Annotated in this window: 14 protein-coding genes and 1 tRNA gene; 1 reads left to right on the top strand and 14 read right to left on the bottom strand. The window is 35.8% G+C overall.

The features are described 5' to 3' along the window. Positions 1-74 precede the first annotated feature (74 nt). From HMPREF2686_RS05840 to ychF, 12 genes are all read right to left on the bottom strand, one after another. The gene (locus tag HMPREF2686_RS05840) at positions 75-554 is read right to left on the bottom strand and encodes a transcriptional regulator (protein WP_070449663.1); all 480 of its coding nucleotides are present in this window, start codon (positions 552-554) and stop codon (positions 75-77) included. A gap of 153 nt (positions 555-707) precedes the next feature. Beyond that, positions 708-779, bottom strand: a tRNA-Glu gene (locus HMPREF2686_RS05835). A gap of 91 nt (positions 780-870) precedes the next feature. Continuing rightward, positions 871-2,844 carry an ATP-dependent zinc metalloprotease FtsH gene (gene ftsH, locus HMPREF2686_RS05830; RefSeq protein WP_003002062.1) on the bottom strand — a complete coding sequence of 658 codons (1,974 nt, stop codon included), beginning with the start codon at positions 2,842-2,844 and terminating at the stop codon, positions 871-873. Positions 2,845-2,854: 10 nt separating this feature from the next. Beyond that, the gene (gene hpt / locus HMPREF2686_RS05825) at positions 2,855-3,397 is read right to left on the bottom strand and encodes a hypoxanthine phosphoribosyltransferase (protein ID WP_070449660.1); all 543 of its coding nucleotides are present in this window, start codon (positions 3,395-3,397) and stop codon (positions 2,855-2,857) included. A 4-nt stretch (positions 3,398-3,401) separates the two neighbouring features. Beyond that, the gene (gene tilS / locus HMPREF2686_RS05820) at positions 3,402-4,676 is read right to left on the bottom strand and encodes a tRNA lysidine(34) synthetase TilS (RefSeq protein ID WP_049507426.1); all 1,275 of its coding nucleotides are present in this window, start codon (positions 4,674-4,676) and stop codon (positions 3,402-3,404) included. Continuing rightward, on the bottom strand, positions 4,676-5,941 hold the full coding sequence (locus HMPREF2686_RS05815) for a serine hydrolase (protein WP_261673677.1): 1,266 nt from the start codon (positions 5,939-5,941) through the stop codon (positions 4,676-4,678). The genes tilS and HMPREF2686_RS05815 overlap by 1 nt, the downstream gene beginning before the upstream one ends. Beyond that, positions 5,934-6,062, bottom strand: a complete 129-nt coding sequence (locus tag HMPREF2686_RS10700; protein ID WP_003009253.1) for an SP_0009 family protein — start codon at positions 6,060-6,062, stop codon at positions 5,934-5,936. The genes HMPREF2686_RS05815 and HMPREF2686_RS10700 overlap by 8 nt, the downstream gene beginning before the upstream one ends. Before the next feature lie 3 nt (positions 6,063-6,065). Further along, on the bottom strand, positions 6,066-6,434 hold the full coding sequence (locus tag HMPREF2686_RS05810) for an FtsB family cell division protein (RefSeq protein ID WP_003009251.1): 369 nt from the start codon (positions 6,432-6,434) through the stop codon (positions 6,066-6,068). Continuing rightward, on the bottom strand, positions 6,427-6,693 hold the full coding sequence (locus HMPREF2686_RS05805; protein WP_003002258.1) for an RNA-binding S4 domain-containing protein: 267 nt from the start codon (positions 6,691-6,693) through the stop codon (positions 6,427-6,429). Before HMPREF2686_RS05805 ends, HMPREF2686_RS05810 begins: the two co-directional genes overlap by 8 nt. Before the next feature lie 68 nt (positions 6,694-6,761). Continuing rightward, positions 6,762-10,256, bottom strand: a complete 3,495-nt coding sequence (gene mfd, locus HMPREF2686_RS05800; protein ID WP_070449655.1) for a transcription-repair coupling factor — start codon at positions 10,254-10,256, stop codon at positions 6,762-6,764. A 4-nt stretch (positions 10,257-10,260) separates the two neighbouring features. Further along, entirely contained in the window at positions 10,261-10,830 is a 570-nt protein-coding gene (gene pth, locus HMPREF2686_RS05795) for an aminoacyl-tRNA hydrolase (protein WP_003009246.1), read from the bottom strand. Between the two features lie 68 nt (positions 10,831-10,898). Continuing rightward, complete coding sequence (gene ychF / locus HMPREF2686_RS05790) at positions 10,899-12,014, bottom strand: redox-regulated ATPase YchF (RefSeq protein WP_003010773.1); 1,116 nt, start codon at positions 12,012-12,014, stop codon at positions 10,899-10,901. 177 nt (positions 12,015-12,191) lie between these two features. On the opposite strand from ychF, the gene HMPREF2686_RS05785 reads away from it, so the two are divergent. Continuing rightward, the gene (locus tag HMPREF2686_RS05785) at positions 12,192-12,689 is read left to right on the top strand and encodes a DUF1307 domain-containing protein (RefSeq protein WP_070449652.1); all 498 of its coding nucleotides are present in this window, start codon (positions 12,192-12,194) and stop codon (positions 12,687-12,689) included. A gap of 35 nt (positions 12,690-12,724) precedes the next feature. Here the strand turns inward: HMPREF2686_RS05785 and HMPREF2686_RS05780 are convergent, their stop codons facing one another. Together HMPREF2686_RS05780 and dnaN are read right to left on the bottom strand one after the other, a co-directional pair. Further along, a complete protein-coding gene (locus tag HMPREF2686_RS05780; protein ID WP_003002008.1) occupies positions 12,725-12,916 on the bottom strand; it encodes a DUF951 domain-containing protein in 192 nt (63 codons plus the stop codon). Positions 12,917-12,928: 12 nt separating this feature from the next. Then, a complete protein-coding gene (gene dnaN / locus HMPREF2686_RS05775) occupies positions 12,929-14,065 on the bottom strand; it encodes a DNA polymerase III subunit beta (protein WP_070449649.1) in 1,137 nt (378 codons plus the stop codon). Positions 14,066-14,115: the final 50 nt, after the last annotated feature.

Genomic DNA, 14,115 nt, shown 5'->3' with positions numbered 1-14,115 from the left:
CTTACTGTCAACACTTTTTCTCAAAAAAATTTATTTTATTGAAAGTTTTTTTAAACACTGTTAACTTTCAGTTTTTAAATGGTATTTTTAAAATCCTTTAGATAGTTCTCTAGTTTCTTTTTCATTTTTGCTTTTCCTTGACATCTTCTGTTTGTTAGTAATGCTTCATATTGTTCTTTTTCTTTTACTGTTAATTTTTCTTTAAAATCCTTTAAAGAATCTCTTAGAACTACCAGTTCGTCTAAATACATTTTTCTTGATGAAATTCTGTGGCTAATTTCCCCAATTTCAATATATGGAAGTCTATTAATTTTTCTTTTATCACTTTCCTGTTGTCTTATTTTATCTTTAATATGATTTCTAAATTTTGTTTTGAAATATGTATAAAGTAATTCTTCATTTGTTTCAATTTCAGGATTCTTTTGATAAAGTTCAAACAGAGTTAGCTGACCTTCTTGTTCCCAATCATCTTTTTCCCATAATTGAATATAATATTCTTTTTCACATTTTCTTACGATATATTTTACTTTTTGATACATTTTATTAAATTCCATAAGCTCTCCTTTACTTTTATCTGTATTTTATAAAAATAAAGAAGCCCCTTGGACTTTTTTTCTATTCTGTACGTTTTTTTAACTATTTGGTTATTATTTTAACTATTTTGTTCAGATACACAAAAAAACTGCCACTTGGTGACAGTTTATCGATAGTCCGTACGGGATTCGAACCCGTGTTACCGCCGTGAAAAGGCGGTGTCTTAACCCCTTGACCAACGGACCATTTTTACAACATATTCTATTATACAGAATATTTTTACTCTGTCAACACTTTTTTAATAAAAAAAGAAGGAAATATTTTCCTTCTTTTAAATTAGTTGTTTTCTTCTAATTTTGACTTAATCTCATCATATGATAGAGGTTTTGCTTCTTCTTCTAATTCATGCTCTGAATTTTCGGGCATTTTTCCTGTTTCATATAATGATTTAATTTGGACACTATCCAAGGTTTCATATTTTAATAGAGCTTCGGCAATCAGTTTATGCGTTTCTCTATTTCCTTGAATAATTTCCGCAGCTTTATTACGGGCTTCATTCAACAGACCACGAACTTCTTCATCGATTTCGTAAGCTGTTTGTTCTGAAATCATTTTTTGTGGACTTTGGGCACCAAACATTGCATGATTTCCTTCATATTGAACCGGTCCAAGTTTTTCACTCATACCATATTCTGTCACCATTGCACGCGCCATTTGAGTGGCTTGTTCAAAGTCATTTGAAGCACCTGTTGTTTGCGAATTGAAAATAATTTCTTCGGCAACACGTCCTCCCATGAGCCCTGCTAATTGTTCTTTCATATCTTCTTTAGAAAGTAACATTTGATCTTCTTTAGGAAGGGCAATCATGTAACCGCCTGCGCGACCACGTGGAACAATGGTAACTTTATGAACCACTCGAGCATTTGATAAGACCAGACCAACGATTGTATGACCAGCTTCATGATAAGCAACCATTTCTCGCTCTTTTTGTGAAATCGTCCGATCTTTCTTAGATGGACCTGCAATAACACGATCTTCTGCTTCATCAATATCAGCAGCATCAATTACTTTTTTATTTCGACGAGCCGCTACCAAGGCTGCTTCGTTCAAAACATTTTCAAGATCAGCACCGACAAATCCTGGTGTCTGTTGAGCAACCAGTTTTAAGTCGACATCTTGAGCAAGTGGTTTATTCTTAGCGTGAACACGAAGAATCGCCTCACGACCTTTCACATCTGGACGTCCAACCAATACTTTACGGTCAAAACGGCCAGGACGAAGAAGGGCAGGGTCAAGAACATCAGAACGGTTGGTTGCTGCGATCACGATGATTCCTTCATTGCCTTCAAAACCATCCATCTCAATCAGGAGCTGGTTGAGGGTTTGTTCACGTTCATCATTTCCGCCACCAAGACCTACACCACGTTGACGCCCAACAGCATCAATTTCATCGATAAAGATAATGGCTGGGGCTGCTTTTTTAGCATCTTCGAAAAGTGAACGAACACGACTAGCTCCGACTCCGACAAACATTTCAACAAAGTCAGAACCAGAGATACTGAAGAATGGTACTCCAGCTTCTCCAGCTACTGCTTTTGCTAGAAGGGTTTTACCAGTTCCCGGAGGTCCTTCAAGAAGCACACCTGCTGGAATCCTTGCTCCTAATTTAGTAAAGCGTTTTGGATCTTTCAAAAACTCAACAACTTCAACAAGTTCTTGTTTTTCTTCCTCAGCTCCTGCTACATCTGAAAAACGAACTTTAATATCTTCTTTATTAGCAGCACGGGCTTTATTGCGACCAAAGTTCATTGCGCCTCTGGCACCTCCGCCACCGCCTTGGTTCATCATGGAGAAGAAGAAGAACATGACGATAACAAATGGAACAATTGAAGTGAGAATTGTTATCCACATGCCACTTGAGCTCTCACGCTTGATGGTGATTTCTGCTTTGTGGTCAGCTGCTAATTTTTGTAATTCATTAACAGTAATATCAGATGGAAGGATGACACTAGTAAAGCGAGATACTTTTTGAACACTCGGGGTAAAGAATTGAATCCCTGTATCTTCTTTTGATTCTTTTGCTTTATTATAGGTCCCTGCAATTTCAATCACACTACCATTTGGTTGGTAACTGATCGTTTTGACATTATCATTTTTAATTTCCTTGACCAATTCTGTGTAGTTGATTTGCTGACTTTGACCAACTCCATTACCCGCAAAAAAGTACTGGAATCCTGTCACAGCCGCTACAATAATCAACAAATACAGAAAAGGATTTCGAACAAAACCGTTGTTTTTTCTGTTATTCATCTAGTCTCCTCTATTTTGAGTACACTTCCTCATTTAATACACCAACATATGGTAGGTTACGATAATTTTCTTCATAGTCTAAACCATATCCGACAACAAACTCATTCGGAATCGTAAAGCAAGTATAATCTGCTTCGATCTCAACCAAACGTCCTTCAGGTTTATCCAATAATGTCGCAATCTTCACAGATGCTGCATTTCGTTCTTCAAAGAGTTCTTTTAGACTCTTGAGGGTTTTACCTGTATCGATGATATCTTCCACAAATAAAATATCTCTACCTGTAATATCCTGATCAATATCCTTGATAATATTAATAATACCTGAGCTTGCTGTACCACCATGATAACTTGACACCAACATAAAGTCTAATTCAATATGAGTATCAACATGGTTGATCAACTCTGCCATAAATGGAACAGAACCCTTCAAAATACCAACGAAAATAGGATTTTTTCCTTGATACTCTTTTGTTAGGGTTTCACCCAATTTTTTTGCTGCTTCTACAATTTCATCATGTGAAACCAATACTTTTTTTATATCTTTTTCTAACATGTTTTTACCTATCTATTTTTTGAATATAAAGACTATCTTTCATTATACCACTTTTTGAGGGCTTACTCAAATCACTCGTTACCAATCCCACGACTGAAAGAATATTATGATTCTGTTCTAAAATGAGAGCCTTTTGCCGAAGAGAAATTGGGATTTTATGATTGATAAACCACCGCCTTAATTTTTGATGGTGGCCATTAACAAGCAGCTGATCTCCTTCCTCTCGCCTTCTAATTAAGATGGGCGTTTCGCGTGAAACAGAAAGAATTTCCACATTTTTCCCTACTAATGGGTGGCCGAAAGATAATTTATAATTTGCAATCTCAAAGATATTCCCAAATTCTAACAAAAATGGGAGGACTTGGTCATCCGACTTTTGACTGATTTTTTGTATTTCAAAGAAATCATATTCTTGATGGAGTTCATAATTCGACTTTAAATAATGGACACAATTTCTTTTTTTTCTTAGTAAATCTAGTAATTCTTGAAATTGGACTCTACCAAGTTGTAAATCTGGAAATTGTGCCAGATACTCTTCTAATAAGAAAGACTGGACAGAATGAGAATACGTTCTAAAAAAAGCTAAATCCTGAATAGTAAACTCGCTAGTCAATTCTTTCAGTGCTTTGTGCCACTGAGTCACTTCCTCTGCTAAATAGCGAAGACTTGCTTGCATTTGAGGATTTTCTTTTTCAAATTCTGGAAGGTATTGATGGCGTACACGATTGCGAAAATAATCCTGTGAGGAATTACTACTGTCTTCAAAATGAGGAATTTTCATTAATTCATCTTTGGTAAAACTCAATAAAGGACGGATTAATTCACCTTTTCCAAATGGTTGGCGTACAGGAATGCCACTCAAGTGACGTAATTTAGTTCCTCGTATTAAGCGCATGAAAGTTGTTTCAGCTTGATCGTTTGCATGATGGCCTGTTACTAAAGCAGTACAATTCTCTTTCTCCATAATCTGTCTAAAAAAATCATAACGAAAGGTACGAGCTTTTGCTTCTGTAAAATCACCCAAATAGTGAGCAACGTGGATACGTGTCTTGCGCCTGTCAGCTAGTGTTCGAAGTTCTCTTTCTTCTAAATCTGATTCTGGTCTTTGTCCATGATTAACATGAGCGAGTACCAGTTGGATTTTCAATCGTTCTTTGTTCTTTTCTAAAAGTTCGTACAGATTCATTGAATCCAATCCACCCGATAAGGCAACTAAAACACGACGATGGGAAGTAAATAGATCTTGTTTTTCACAAAACTCTAAAAATCGCTTTTCCATTATTTCAATACCTCATAGATATCCTTTGAAATATTGGAAATCGTATCATAATTCGAATGATCTGTAAAAATGGCTATTACATAGGGTGAATTTGTATATACAATTGCAACATCATGTCTGAAATCATAGGCATCTCCAATTTTATGAGCAACTTTTACTGGAAGGTCACGCGCAATCCGTTGATCATCATATTTTGTAGAGGAGAGCGCATCAATAATAGAGCCATTTTGTTGATAGACAGCCTCCATGACATTGCCAGCCATTTCAGCGGATGCTTCTCTTTTTTCAACATCCCAATGTTTCTTTGCAATCCTATCCAAAGTTTTTTGGAATTCTTGATCTGATTGATGAGTGACATAATAATTCAAGATATTATGTCCAACATTATCTGATTCTTTTGCAATCTTATCTACCAACTCTTGAACACTGTATTCTTTTCCATCGGGTGTTTTTGAAAGGCTACCACTTCCTTCTGGTTCATAGCCTCCTTTGAAATCATTTACTTCTGGAATATATTTGTAGGTTGTAGTTGGGGAAATGGCTTTTTTATTGAGCTGTTCTTGGACGTAGTACAAGTATGGTAATTTCGTTACACTGGCAGAATACATTTCTTTTTGCGGATTGATTCCAGCAGTATTTCCAGTCTCTAATTGTTTTACATAGATTCCATACGAAGGAGAATTGTATTTACTATTTAACAAGTCCTGAACTTTTTCCATTCGATTATCTTTTTCAGTAACGAATGCTTTGTTCACCCAGCCCTGACCTTCAATCTCCACAAACTCATCTCGTAAAGTCTTAGCTGTACGTAAGACTGTCACTTTTGTATAAGGAGAAAGAGGTGTACTTTTTTCTTTTGCACCATTTATTAAGGGTCGGTCGTACACTTTAAAACCAGGTTTTAGCCACATTTCTTGTTTTTTTTCTTGTGTTTCTTGCACAACATCAGAAAAAATGACAGAAGAATCTGCTAATACATATCCTTTATCTGCTATTTTAAATACAGCTTTCCCTTCATCATTTACAAAGAGTTGTTCGATTGTAAACGGTGTGTTGGGAAGAATTTCTCCTTTTGCTTTTTTCAACTGAGGATCAGAAAAAACAGAAATTTTGCGATAGACATTAGGATTCGCTGGAATTGAAGAAAAATAAAGTTCTGATGGATGAGCCATTGTCTGAGAAGACTCAGACTGCTCGATACTCGCTGCTTGAGACCCAATAAATAAAATTGGAACTAACAATAGGAGCAGAAATCGTTTAGACACCTGTATTCCTTTCCTTTTCATCCTTTTGAAGTTTAATCATTTGGTTTTTCTTTTTTAATTCCTCTAATTTTTCATCCGAAAATTCAAGGAATTGTTTAACTGTTTGTAAGATATTTTCCATCGGTTATTGGGGGAGTAAATCTGGGATGGTATAAACATATTCACCATCTTTTGAAAAAGAATACTTAGCGCGTGCATATTTTGTTGCATAATCATCGTCTTTTAATTTTTTAGCGATGTCTTGTTGGTATTCTTTTTGTTCACTTGTTTCTTTATACTCTTTTTCCAACTGTTTGTATTGTTCTTTTTTATCTTGTAGCGATTGATAGCTCTGGGCTAAATTATAAGTTGGAAGAATAAATAGTAACATGACCAATATCAAGACGAGTCCCAGAAAACGATTGCGTTTTTTTCTTTCTTCTTCTAAAAAACGTTTTCGCTGACTTTCGTCTTTGATATATTTATTGTTCATTTGAACGATATTTTTAGGCATCTTCTTCTATCCTTGTTTCACTAATTATTTCATACATTTTGGATGCATCTTCTTTTTTTGTACTATCCAACATTTCCAAGACTTTAACCGTCAATACTTTATTTCCAAAACGAACTTCAATTTGATCATTCACTTTCAAATCCGTTGAACTTTTGGCTAATACTCCATTGACTTTGATTCGTCCTTTATCTGCAACTTCCTTTGCAACAGGACGACGCTTAATAATGCGAGAAACTTTTAAATATTTATCTAATCTCATACTGTCACCTCTAACATAGTATTGTATCATTTTTTATACATAAAATGCGAAAAATGAGCTAAGAACTGCTAGTCCTTTTCTTTTTCCTGTTTAATTTCCAATAAGGTTTGACCAAATTGCTTCAGAGCTTCCAAAATTTCAAAATCTTTCTTATTTCGAATATCGAAGATCACTTCAATCAATCCCTTTTCTTCTGCAATCTGTGCCTTTAACTGTGTCATTGACAGAGCTTTGAAATAATCCTGTGTTAAAAACAGTTGTTTGGCAATAGGTTCAAATTTTACTGTCACTTTTTGTTGTTTTCTCTCAACAAGACGAACAAAGACTTGATCCAAGTAAGCTTTCACTAAACCAATTTCAAGTAGGTAGGCCACAACATCTGGGTATTCTCCAAAACGATCGATCAATTCATCTTGCAAATATTCATAGTCCGTCGCAGAATTCATTTCACGAATTTGTTTGTAAATTTCAATTTTTTGACGTTGATCTGAAATATATTCATTAGGTAAATACGCATCTATTTGCAGGTTCAACTCTGCATTGCTCTTTTGTCTACGATGCTCTTGGCCTTGTTTCTTAGCAATAGCTTCTTCTAACAATTGAGAATACATTTCAAAACCAACTGAATCGATGAAACCAGATTGAGAAGCTCCAAGGATATTCCCTGCTCCACGGATCGATAAATCTCGCATAGCAATTTTAAATCCAGACCCCAACTCAGTAAAACCTTTAATAGCTTCTAAACGTTTTTCAGACACTTCTGTAAGAGATTTGTCTGGGCGGTACATCAAATAGGCATAAGCAATTCGATTGCTTCGTCCCACACGACCTCTTAGTTGATAAAGCGTTGAAAGCCCCATATGATCCGCATTTTCAATAAAGAGTGTATTGGCATTTGGAATATCCACACCTGTCTCAATAATGGTTGTCGTCACTAAGACATCGTATTCGCCATTAATGAAATCCAACAGGGTATTTTCCAGGCGAACTTCACTCATCTGGCCATGAACAAAGCCAATCGAAGCCTCTGGAATCAACTCTTTTAATTCAGACACCTTTTGTTCAATTGTATCTACCTTATTGTAAAGATAATAGGCCTGTCCTCCACGATCCATCTCCCGCAACACAGCATCTCGAATAATAGTTGGATTGGTCTCTAGTACAAAAGTTTGCACAGGATATCGATTGGTAGGAGGTGTTTCAATGACAGACAAATCTCGAATTCCTAGCATAGACATATGAAGAGTTCGAGGTATAGGGGTAGCTGTCAAGGTAAGCACATCCACCTTTTTTTTCAATTCTTTCAAGGTTTCTTTGTGCTTCACTCCAAAACGTTGTTCTTCATCTATCACGATTAAGCCTAAGTCTGAAAAAACAACATCTTTGGACAAGAGCCGGTGAGTTCCAATAATAATATCCACTCGTCCTTTTTTCAACTTTTCAAGCGTTTCTTTCTGCTCTGCCTTACTCTGGAAACGACTTAAAACAGCAACTTCTACTGCAAAAGATTCAAAACGCTCCTTAAAATTGGCATAATGTTGTTGGGCAAGAACAGTGGTAGGAACCAGCACTGCTACTTGTTTATGATCATTTACTGTCTTAAAGGCTGCTCGCATAGCGACCTCTGTTTTCCCAAAACCGACGTCTCCAACCAGCAATCGGTCCATCGGACGATTCGATTCCATATCTTTTTTAATTTCTTCAATGGAGCGCAACTGATCATCTGTTTCAATATATGGAAAATCTTGTTCAAAAGCTTCTTGATTTTCATCATCTGAAGAATAAGCAAAACCTTCTAATTGACTACGCTCTGCATAGAGTTTTATCAAATCATCCGCAATGTCCTCTACCTGGGTCTGAACCTTTTGCTTCGTTTTTTGGAAACGCCCATCATTTAACTTGTTAATTTTTGGCGTTTTTCCATCACTTGCAACGTATTTGGACAACATCTGAATCTGATCGACAGGAATCGAGATGCGATCTCCATTTTGATATTGAATGGAAACATAATCACGATGGACACCCGAAATTTCAATCGTTTCAATTCCCAAATATTGACCAATACCATGAACTTGGTGAACAACATAGTCCCCTTTTTCCAGTTCATTATAATTTTTTAGGCGTTCAGCATTGGAAATATTTTGCCTGCGAATCTTTCGTTTGATCTTTTTCTGATAAATCTCTGATTCTGTAATGTAGACAATTTTTTCATCAACAAATTGGAAACCGTGAGCTAGTCCTCCAACAACTAATTGACTAGCTTGAGGGATGATCGTATCCCCATCAATATAATCTAATCGAATTCCATATTCTTCTAAATTTTTATGGAGCTGTTGAAGATTGTGATGAGAAGTTGCTTGGACAATAACAGTATAGTTTGATTTTCGATACCGTTCAATTTCCTCTTTTAATAAATCAAATTGTCCAAAAAACTCCTGCATGGGATATTGATTGAATTGATACAAATGATCAAACTTCAAATTTCCCAATCCTTTTTGAAAGTTTGAAAAATAAGTTGCAGGCGTATATTTTCGTAATGTTGTACTGGTGTCTGCAAAATACACTTGGCGAGAAGAAGCTCTATTTTTATGTAAATCTTCCGTCAAGAGATTAGCTGTATCTAGTTCAAATCTCGCTATTTGATCTGCTATTTTTTGATAATCATCCAGAAAGACAGGAGTGTGTTTAGGGAGATAATCGAATAAGGTATATTGCTTTTTGTAAAAGAAACTAATAAATTTCCTAAGATCCGGATGGAGTTTCCTTTGAGAAATATCTCCCAGAATTTCTGCTAGATAAGATTTAAATTCTTCATTTGCACTCTGTTCTTGCAATTGTTCTATTTGCTGCTGACCACGTATAAAATCTTCCTCTTGCAACAATAGATCACTCACTGCCTTCAGTTGAACTTCTTTAACATTTTCAACAGAACGCTGGCTTTCTGGGTCAAAGATTCGAATTCCATCAATCTCATCTCCAAAAAATTCAATCCGATAGGGTTGGAGTTGGTCGATCTCAAAGATATCTAAAATATCTCCTCGTAGACTAAACTCTCCCTGTTGCAAAACTTGACTCACCTTTTGATAGCCAATCTTTTGTAATGTTTCACTCAGAGTAGTTAAGTCTATTTCTTGACCAACCTTCAATTTAAAAATACTAGATGAAAAAACTTTAGGAGAAGGTAATAGTAGTTTTATACCACTCACATTGGTCACAAGGATGCCTTGACGATCTTCTTGACATAAAAAGTTCAAAGCCTCTAATCGTGCAAATTGCCTTTCTTGTGAAGCAAAAACAAATTCTGCTAAAGGGTTATCATCTCCCAAAAATGTATGAACTTTCTCTTCTCCAAGTAAGGCAATAAAATCACTAGCCAATCGTTCCGCTTCGTTATAACTGGAAGTAATGAGGACTGCTTTTTCAATAGAATCAAAGGCTGAAGCCATTACAACAGCTTTTGTGGTCGCAGACAATCCTAAGATCAATTCCCTATTATTTTTTTGTAAACCTTGTTGCCAGGATAGAAGGTTGGAGTTTTGACTCACTAAATCAATTACATTCATCTACTTACCCGTTGTATTTCTGCATGCTTCTTTCAAAATTTTCTTCTACCAAGTAATCATTAACCGCTTCTTCTACTCGATCGATTGTTTGTAGAATGGTGATGTAATCGTCTTTATCAAATTTTCCTAAGACATGATGAACCACTGACATGCCCTGCTTAGGTCTTCCAATTCCAATCTTAATTCGATAAAAAGTCTGAGTTCCAATATGATTAATAATCGATTTGATTCCGTTATGACCTCCCGCTGATCCTTTCGCTCGAAGACGAATCTTACCAACTTCCATATCTAAATCATCGTAAATAACCAAAAGATCTTCAATATCCAGACCATAATAAGTCAGAAGGGCATGGACTGCTTTTCCACTCTCATTCATGAAAGTGGTCGGCTTTACAAAATAGACCTTTTCTCCATTCAAAAATGTTGAGGCGATATCAGCTTGAAAAATCTTATCATGGGAGAAAGTAAGATTTAAAGACTTTGCCATTTGATCAACTAACATAAAGCCTACATTGTGTTTGGTTTCAAAATACTTATCACCTGGATTTCCCAATCCAACAATTAATTTCGTCATCTCTTTCCTTTCAAAACACTAAAAGGGTTGGAAATATTTTTTCCAACCTTTACATCTTTTTAACTCTCTTATACATTAAAACGGAATTCCATGATGTCGCCATCTTGAACGACATATTCTTTTCCTTCTTCTCGCAAGCGTCCTGCTTCTTTTACAGCTTTTTCAGAACCGTATTTGACCAAATCATCATAGGACATAGTCACGGCACGAATAAATCCTTTTTCAAAATCGGAGTGGATGATTCCAGCTGCTTGAGGAGCTTTCATGCCACGTTTGAAGGTCCAAGCACGCACTTCTTTTTCACCAGCTGTGAAATAAGTGCCAAGTCCCAACAAGTGATAAGCTGCACGCGTAAGTTTATCAACTCCAGACTCTGTTAGGCCAATCGCCTCTAAAAATTCTTGTTTATCTGCATCATCTAGCTCAGAAATTTCTTCCTCAGCACGCGCAGAAATCACCACGACTTCCGCGTTCTCTGTTGCCGCAAAGTCACGAATTTGCTTCACATACTCGATAGAATCTGGATCCGCAACAACATCTTCATCTACATTAGCTACATAAAGAACTGGTTTGGTAGTCAAAAGGAAAAGTCCTTTCACCACTTTTTGTTCTTCCTCAGTGAATTCAATGGTCCGAGCTGATTTACCATCTTCAAGAACTGGTTTGATTTTTTGTAGAACATTAAATTCCGCAACAGAATCCTTATCTTTTTGTGTACGAGCGATTTTTTCTACACGCGCATAGCGTTTATTGACAGACTCTAAGTCGGCTAAAATTAATTCTAAATTGATGGTATCAATATCTGCCAGTGGATCAACAAAGGCATCTTCACGACCTTGCTCCCGCATGACATTTTCATCATCAAAAGCACGTACCACATGAACAATGGCATCTACTTCACGGATATTGGCCAAGAATTTATTACCAAGTCCTTCTCCCTTAGAAGCCCCTTTCACAATCCCAGCAATATCTGTAAATTCAAAAGTAGTCGGAACTGTCTTCTTAGGAGTAATCATTTCCGTCAATTTTTGGAGGCGTTCATCTGGAACTTCTACCATCCCAACGTTTGGATCAATGGTTGCAAAGGGATAGTTTGCGGCCTCTGCTCCTGCTTTTGTAATTGCGTTAAATAGGGTTGATTTACCAACATTTGGTAACCCAACGATACCTGCTGTTAATGCCATTTTTCTTTTTCTCCGTTCAAATTTCAATCTCTTTCATTATAACATAATTCAAAAGACAAGTGATGAAAAATGAAATATTTCATCACCTTTGAAACTAGATTTTTTCATCAAACTGTAACGTTCTAAAAAGATAAATATGGTATACTCTATTTAACAATGAATAAAGGAGTTTTTCAGATGAAAAAACAAATATGGAAATCTATTTTTCTTTCTTTAATCGCTATCTTTCCTCTCTTTCTTCTTGGAGCTTGTGGACAACAATCTGTTCAAAAATCCTATCTTCAGGCAATCAACCAAGAAAAGAAAACAGATGTTCGTATTACACTAGAACATAAAGGTGATAAAGCGATCAGTAACCAAACCACCACTACTATTTATTACAAAGAGGCGGGAGTTACGAAAGATCAATTAAAGGAAATGATCGATAAATATGATGAAGAATACAAAGATGTCAAAGGATTCACACATTCTGCTGAATATAAAGATGATTATTTGGTTGAAAAAACAACACTAAATTATGAAAAGGCAGACTTAGATCAGCTAATTGAAAAGAAATTAGTAACGACACAAAAAGATAAAAAAGTCGACTATATCAGCTTTAAATCAACTTTTGATATGATGAAACAGGGTGGTTTCAAAGAAGTTAAAAATGGAAAATTTGAAGAATTAAAATAATCGAAAAGGTTCGGTCACATAAGTGACTGAACCTTTTATAGTACTTTCTTCATTTTCTGTTCGAAATCATGGCGACTCATCATGACCACATGATCACAATTGCTACACTTGATTTTTATGTCTGCACCAAGTCGCGTAATTTCCCAACGATTTGCCTTCTTGCCTGTTTCTTTAATCACACAAGCGTGAGGCTTTTTCATTTCTACAAAATCACCTAACGTATACATGATTCACCTTTGTTAATTTGTGCGAACTGGAGTAATCAATTGAATGAACCCTTGTTCATTTCCTTCTGGAACCAATGTAAACGGTCTAACAGAAGAAATAAAACGAATAACAACTTGTTCACTGTCAATAGCTTTGAGCGCTTCAATCAAATAAGTTGGATTAAAGCTAATAGACAAATCCTCTCCTGAAACGGCGCTCGTATCGATCTCTTCATTTACTCGCCCAACTTCTGGTGAATGAACGTGGGAAGAAACCACTCCATTTTTGAACTCTAATTTAACCGTTCCGTTTTGAGTAGCATTTGAAAGAAGACGAGCACGCTCCATTGCAAATCGAAGGTTGGCCACATTGAAGGTTGCTTCTGTATTGAATTCTGTTGGAATGAGACGGTCTGTATCAGGATAATTTCCTTCTAGCAAACGGGTATAGAAACTAATGTGTTCACTTCTAAAGAGAATTTGATTGTTAGCAAAGAAAACCTCAACTGTTTCAATATCATCAGAAAAAACAGAGGTGAATTCACGAAGAGAGCGACTTGGGATGACAACATCAAAGTTATCTCCATTTTTCTCCAGTGTAATCACTTTTTGACTCATACGGTGAGAGTCTGTTGCTACTGTTTTTAGCTCTTTATTATCCGATAGAACAAAGTGAACACCTGTCAAAATTGGCCGACTTTCTTGTACACTTGCTGCAAATGCTGTTTCATTAATTAATTGTTTTAATAATTTTGTTTCCAAAACTAATGGATTACTTGCAGCAATTTCTTGAATACGTGGATATTGATCCGCATCTTTTCCTTTAAGTGTAATTTCTGATTTTCCACTTATTAAAAGAACCTGTTTTTGTTCAATCTCTTTAAAATCTAAAGTAACATCTGGTAAACTTGAAACCACATTAATAAAGAAAGTTGCTTCCAATAAAATAGAACCTGGGGAGGTCACTAGTAAACCAGCATTTTCGTCTTTGATAGAAATAAAGTTTTCGATTGAAATTTGGCCATTCGATCCTGATAAGGCAACTCCTTCTGGAGTGACATCAATTTTAATCGTGGAAAGGATTGGAATAGCATTTTTTGAACTGATCGCTCTTTTGGTAGTATTTAGTGCTTGTAAAAATAAAGTTTTGTTAATAGAAAAATTTATCATGGTCATTCCTTTTATTTATTTTATGATTAGTAAGATAATAGTAATAGTAG

The sequence above is a fragment of the Streptococcus sp. HMSC057G03 genome (assembly GCF_001808745.1).
Classification (GTDB): domain Bacteria; phylum Bacillota; class Bacilli; order Lactobacillales; family Streptococcaceae; genus Streptococcus; species Streptococcus parasanguinis_Z.
The sequence above is the reverse complement of the archived record's forward strand: the minus strand, read 5'-3'. Positions and strand labels throughout refer to the sequence as shown.

Coding starts and splice junctions, on each gene's coding strand:
- HMPREF2686_RS05840 (WP_070449663.1), bottom strand. CDS start 554: ATGGAATTTAATAAAATGTATCAAAAAGTAAAATATATCGTAAGAAAA.
- ftsH (WP_003002062.1), bottom strand. CDS start 2,844: ATGAATAACAGAAAAAACAACGGTTTTGTTCGAAATCCTTTTCTGTAT.
- hpt (WP_070449660.1), bottom strand. CDS start 3,397: ATGTTAGAAAAAGATATAAAAAAAGTATTGGTTTCACATGATGAAATT.
- tilS (WP_049507426.1), bottom strand. CDS start 4,676: ATGGAAAAGCGATTTTTAGAGTTTTGTGAAAAACAAGATCTATTTACT.
- HMPREF2686_RS10700 (WP_003009253.1), bottom strand. CDS start 6,062: ATGGAAAATATCTTACAAACAGTTAAACAATTCCTTGAATTTTCGGAT.
- HMPREF2686_RS05810 (WP_003009251.1), bottom strand. CDS start 6,434: ATGCCTAAAAATATCGTTCAAATGAACAATAAATATATCAAAGACGAA.
- HMPREF2686_RS05805 (WP_003002258.1), bottom strand. CDS start 6,693: ATGAGATTAGATAAATATTTAAAAGTTTCTCGCATTATTAAGCGTCGT.
- mfd (WP_070449655.1), bottom strand. CDS start 10,256: ATGAATGTAATTGATTTAGTGAGTCAAAACTCCAACCTTCTATCCTGG.
- pth (WP_003009246.1), bottom strand. CDS start 10,830: ATGACGAAATTAATTGTTGGATTGGGAAATCCAGGTGATAAGTATTTT.
- ychF (WP_003010773.1), bottom strand. CDS start 12,014: ATGGCATTAACAGCAGGTATCGTTGGGTTACCAAATGTTGGTAAATCA.
- HMPREF2686_RS05785 (WP_070449652.1), top strand. CDS start 12,192: ATGAAAAAACAAATATGGAAATCTATTTTTCTTTCTTTAATCGCTATC.
- HMPREF2686_RS05780 (WP_003002008.1), bottom strand. CDS start 12,916: ATGTATACGTTAGGTGATTTTGTAGAAATGAAAAAGCCTCACGCTTGT.
- dnaN (WP_070449649.1), bottom strand. CDS start 14,065: ATGATAAATTTTTCTATTAACAAAACTTTATTTTTACAAGCACTAAAT.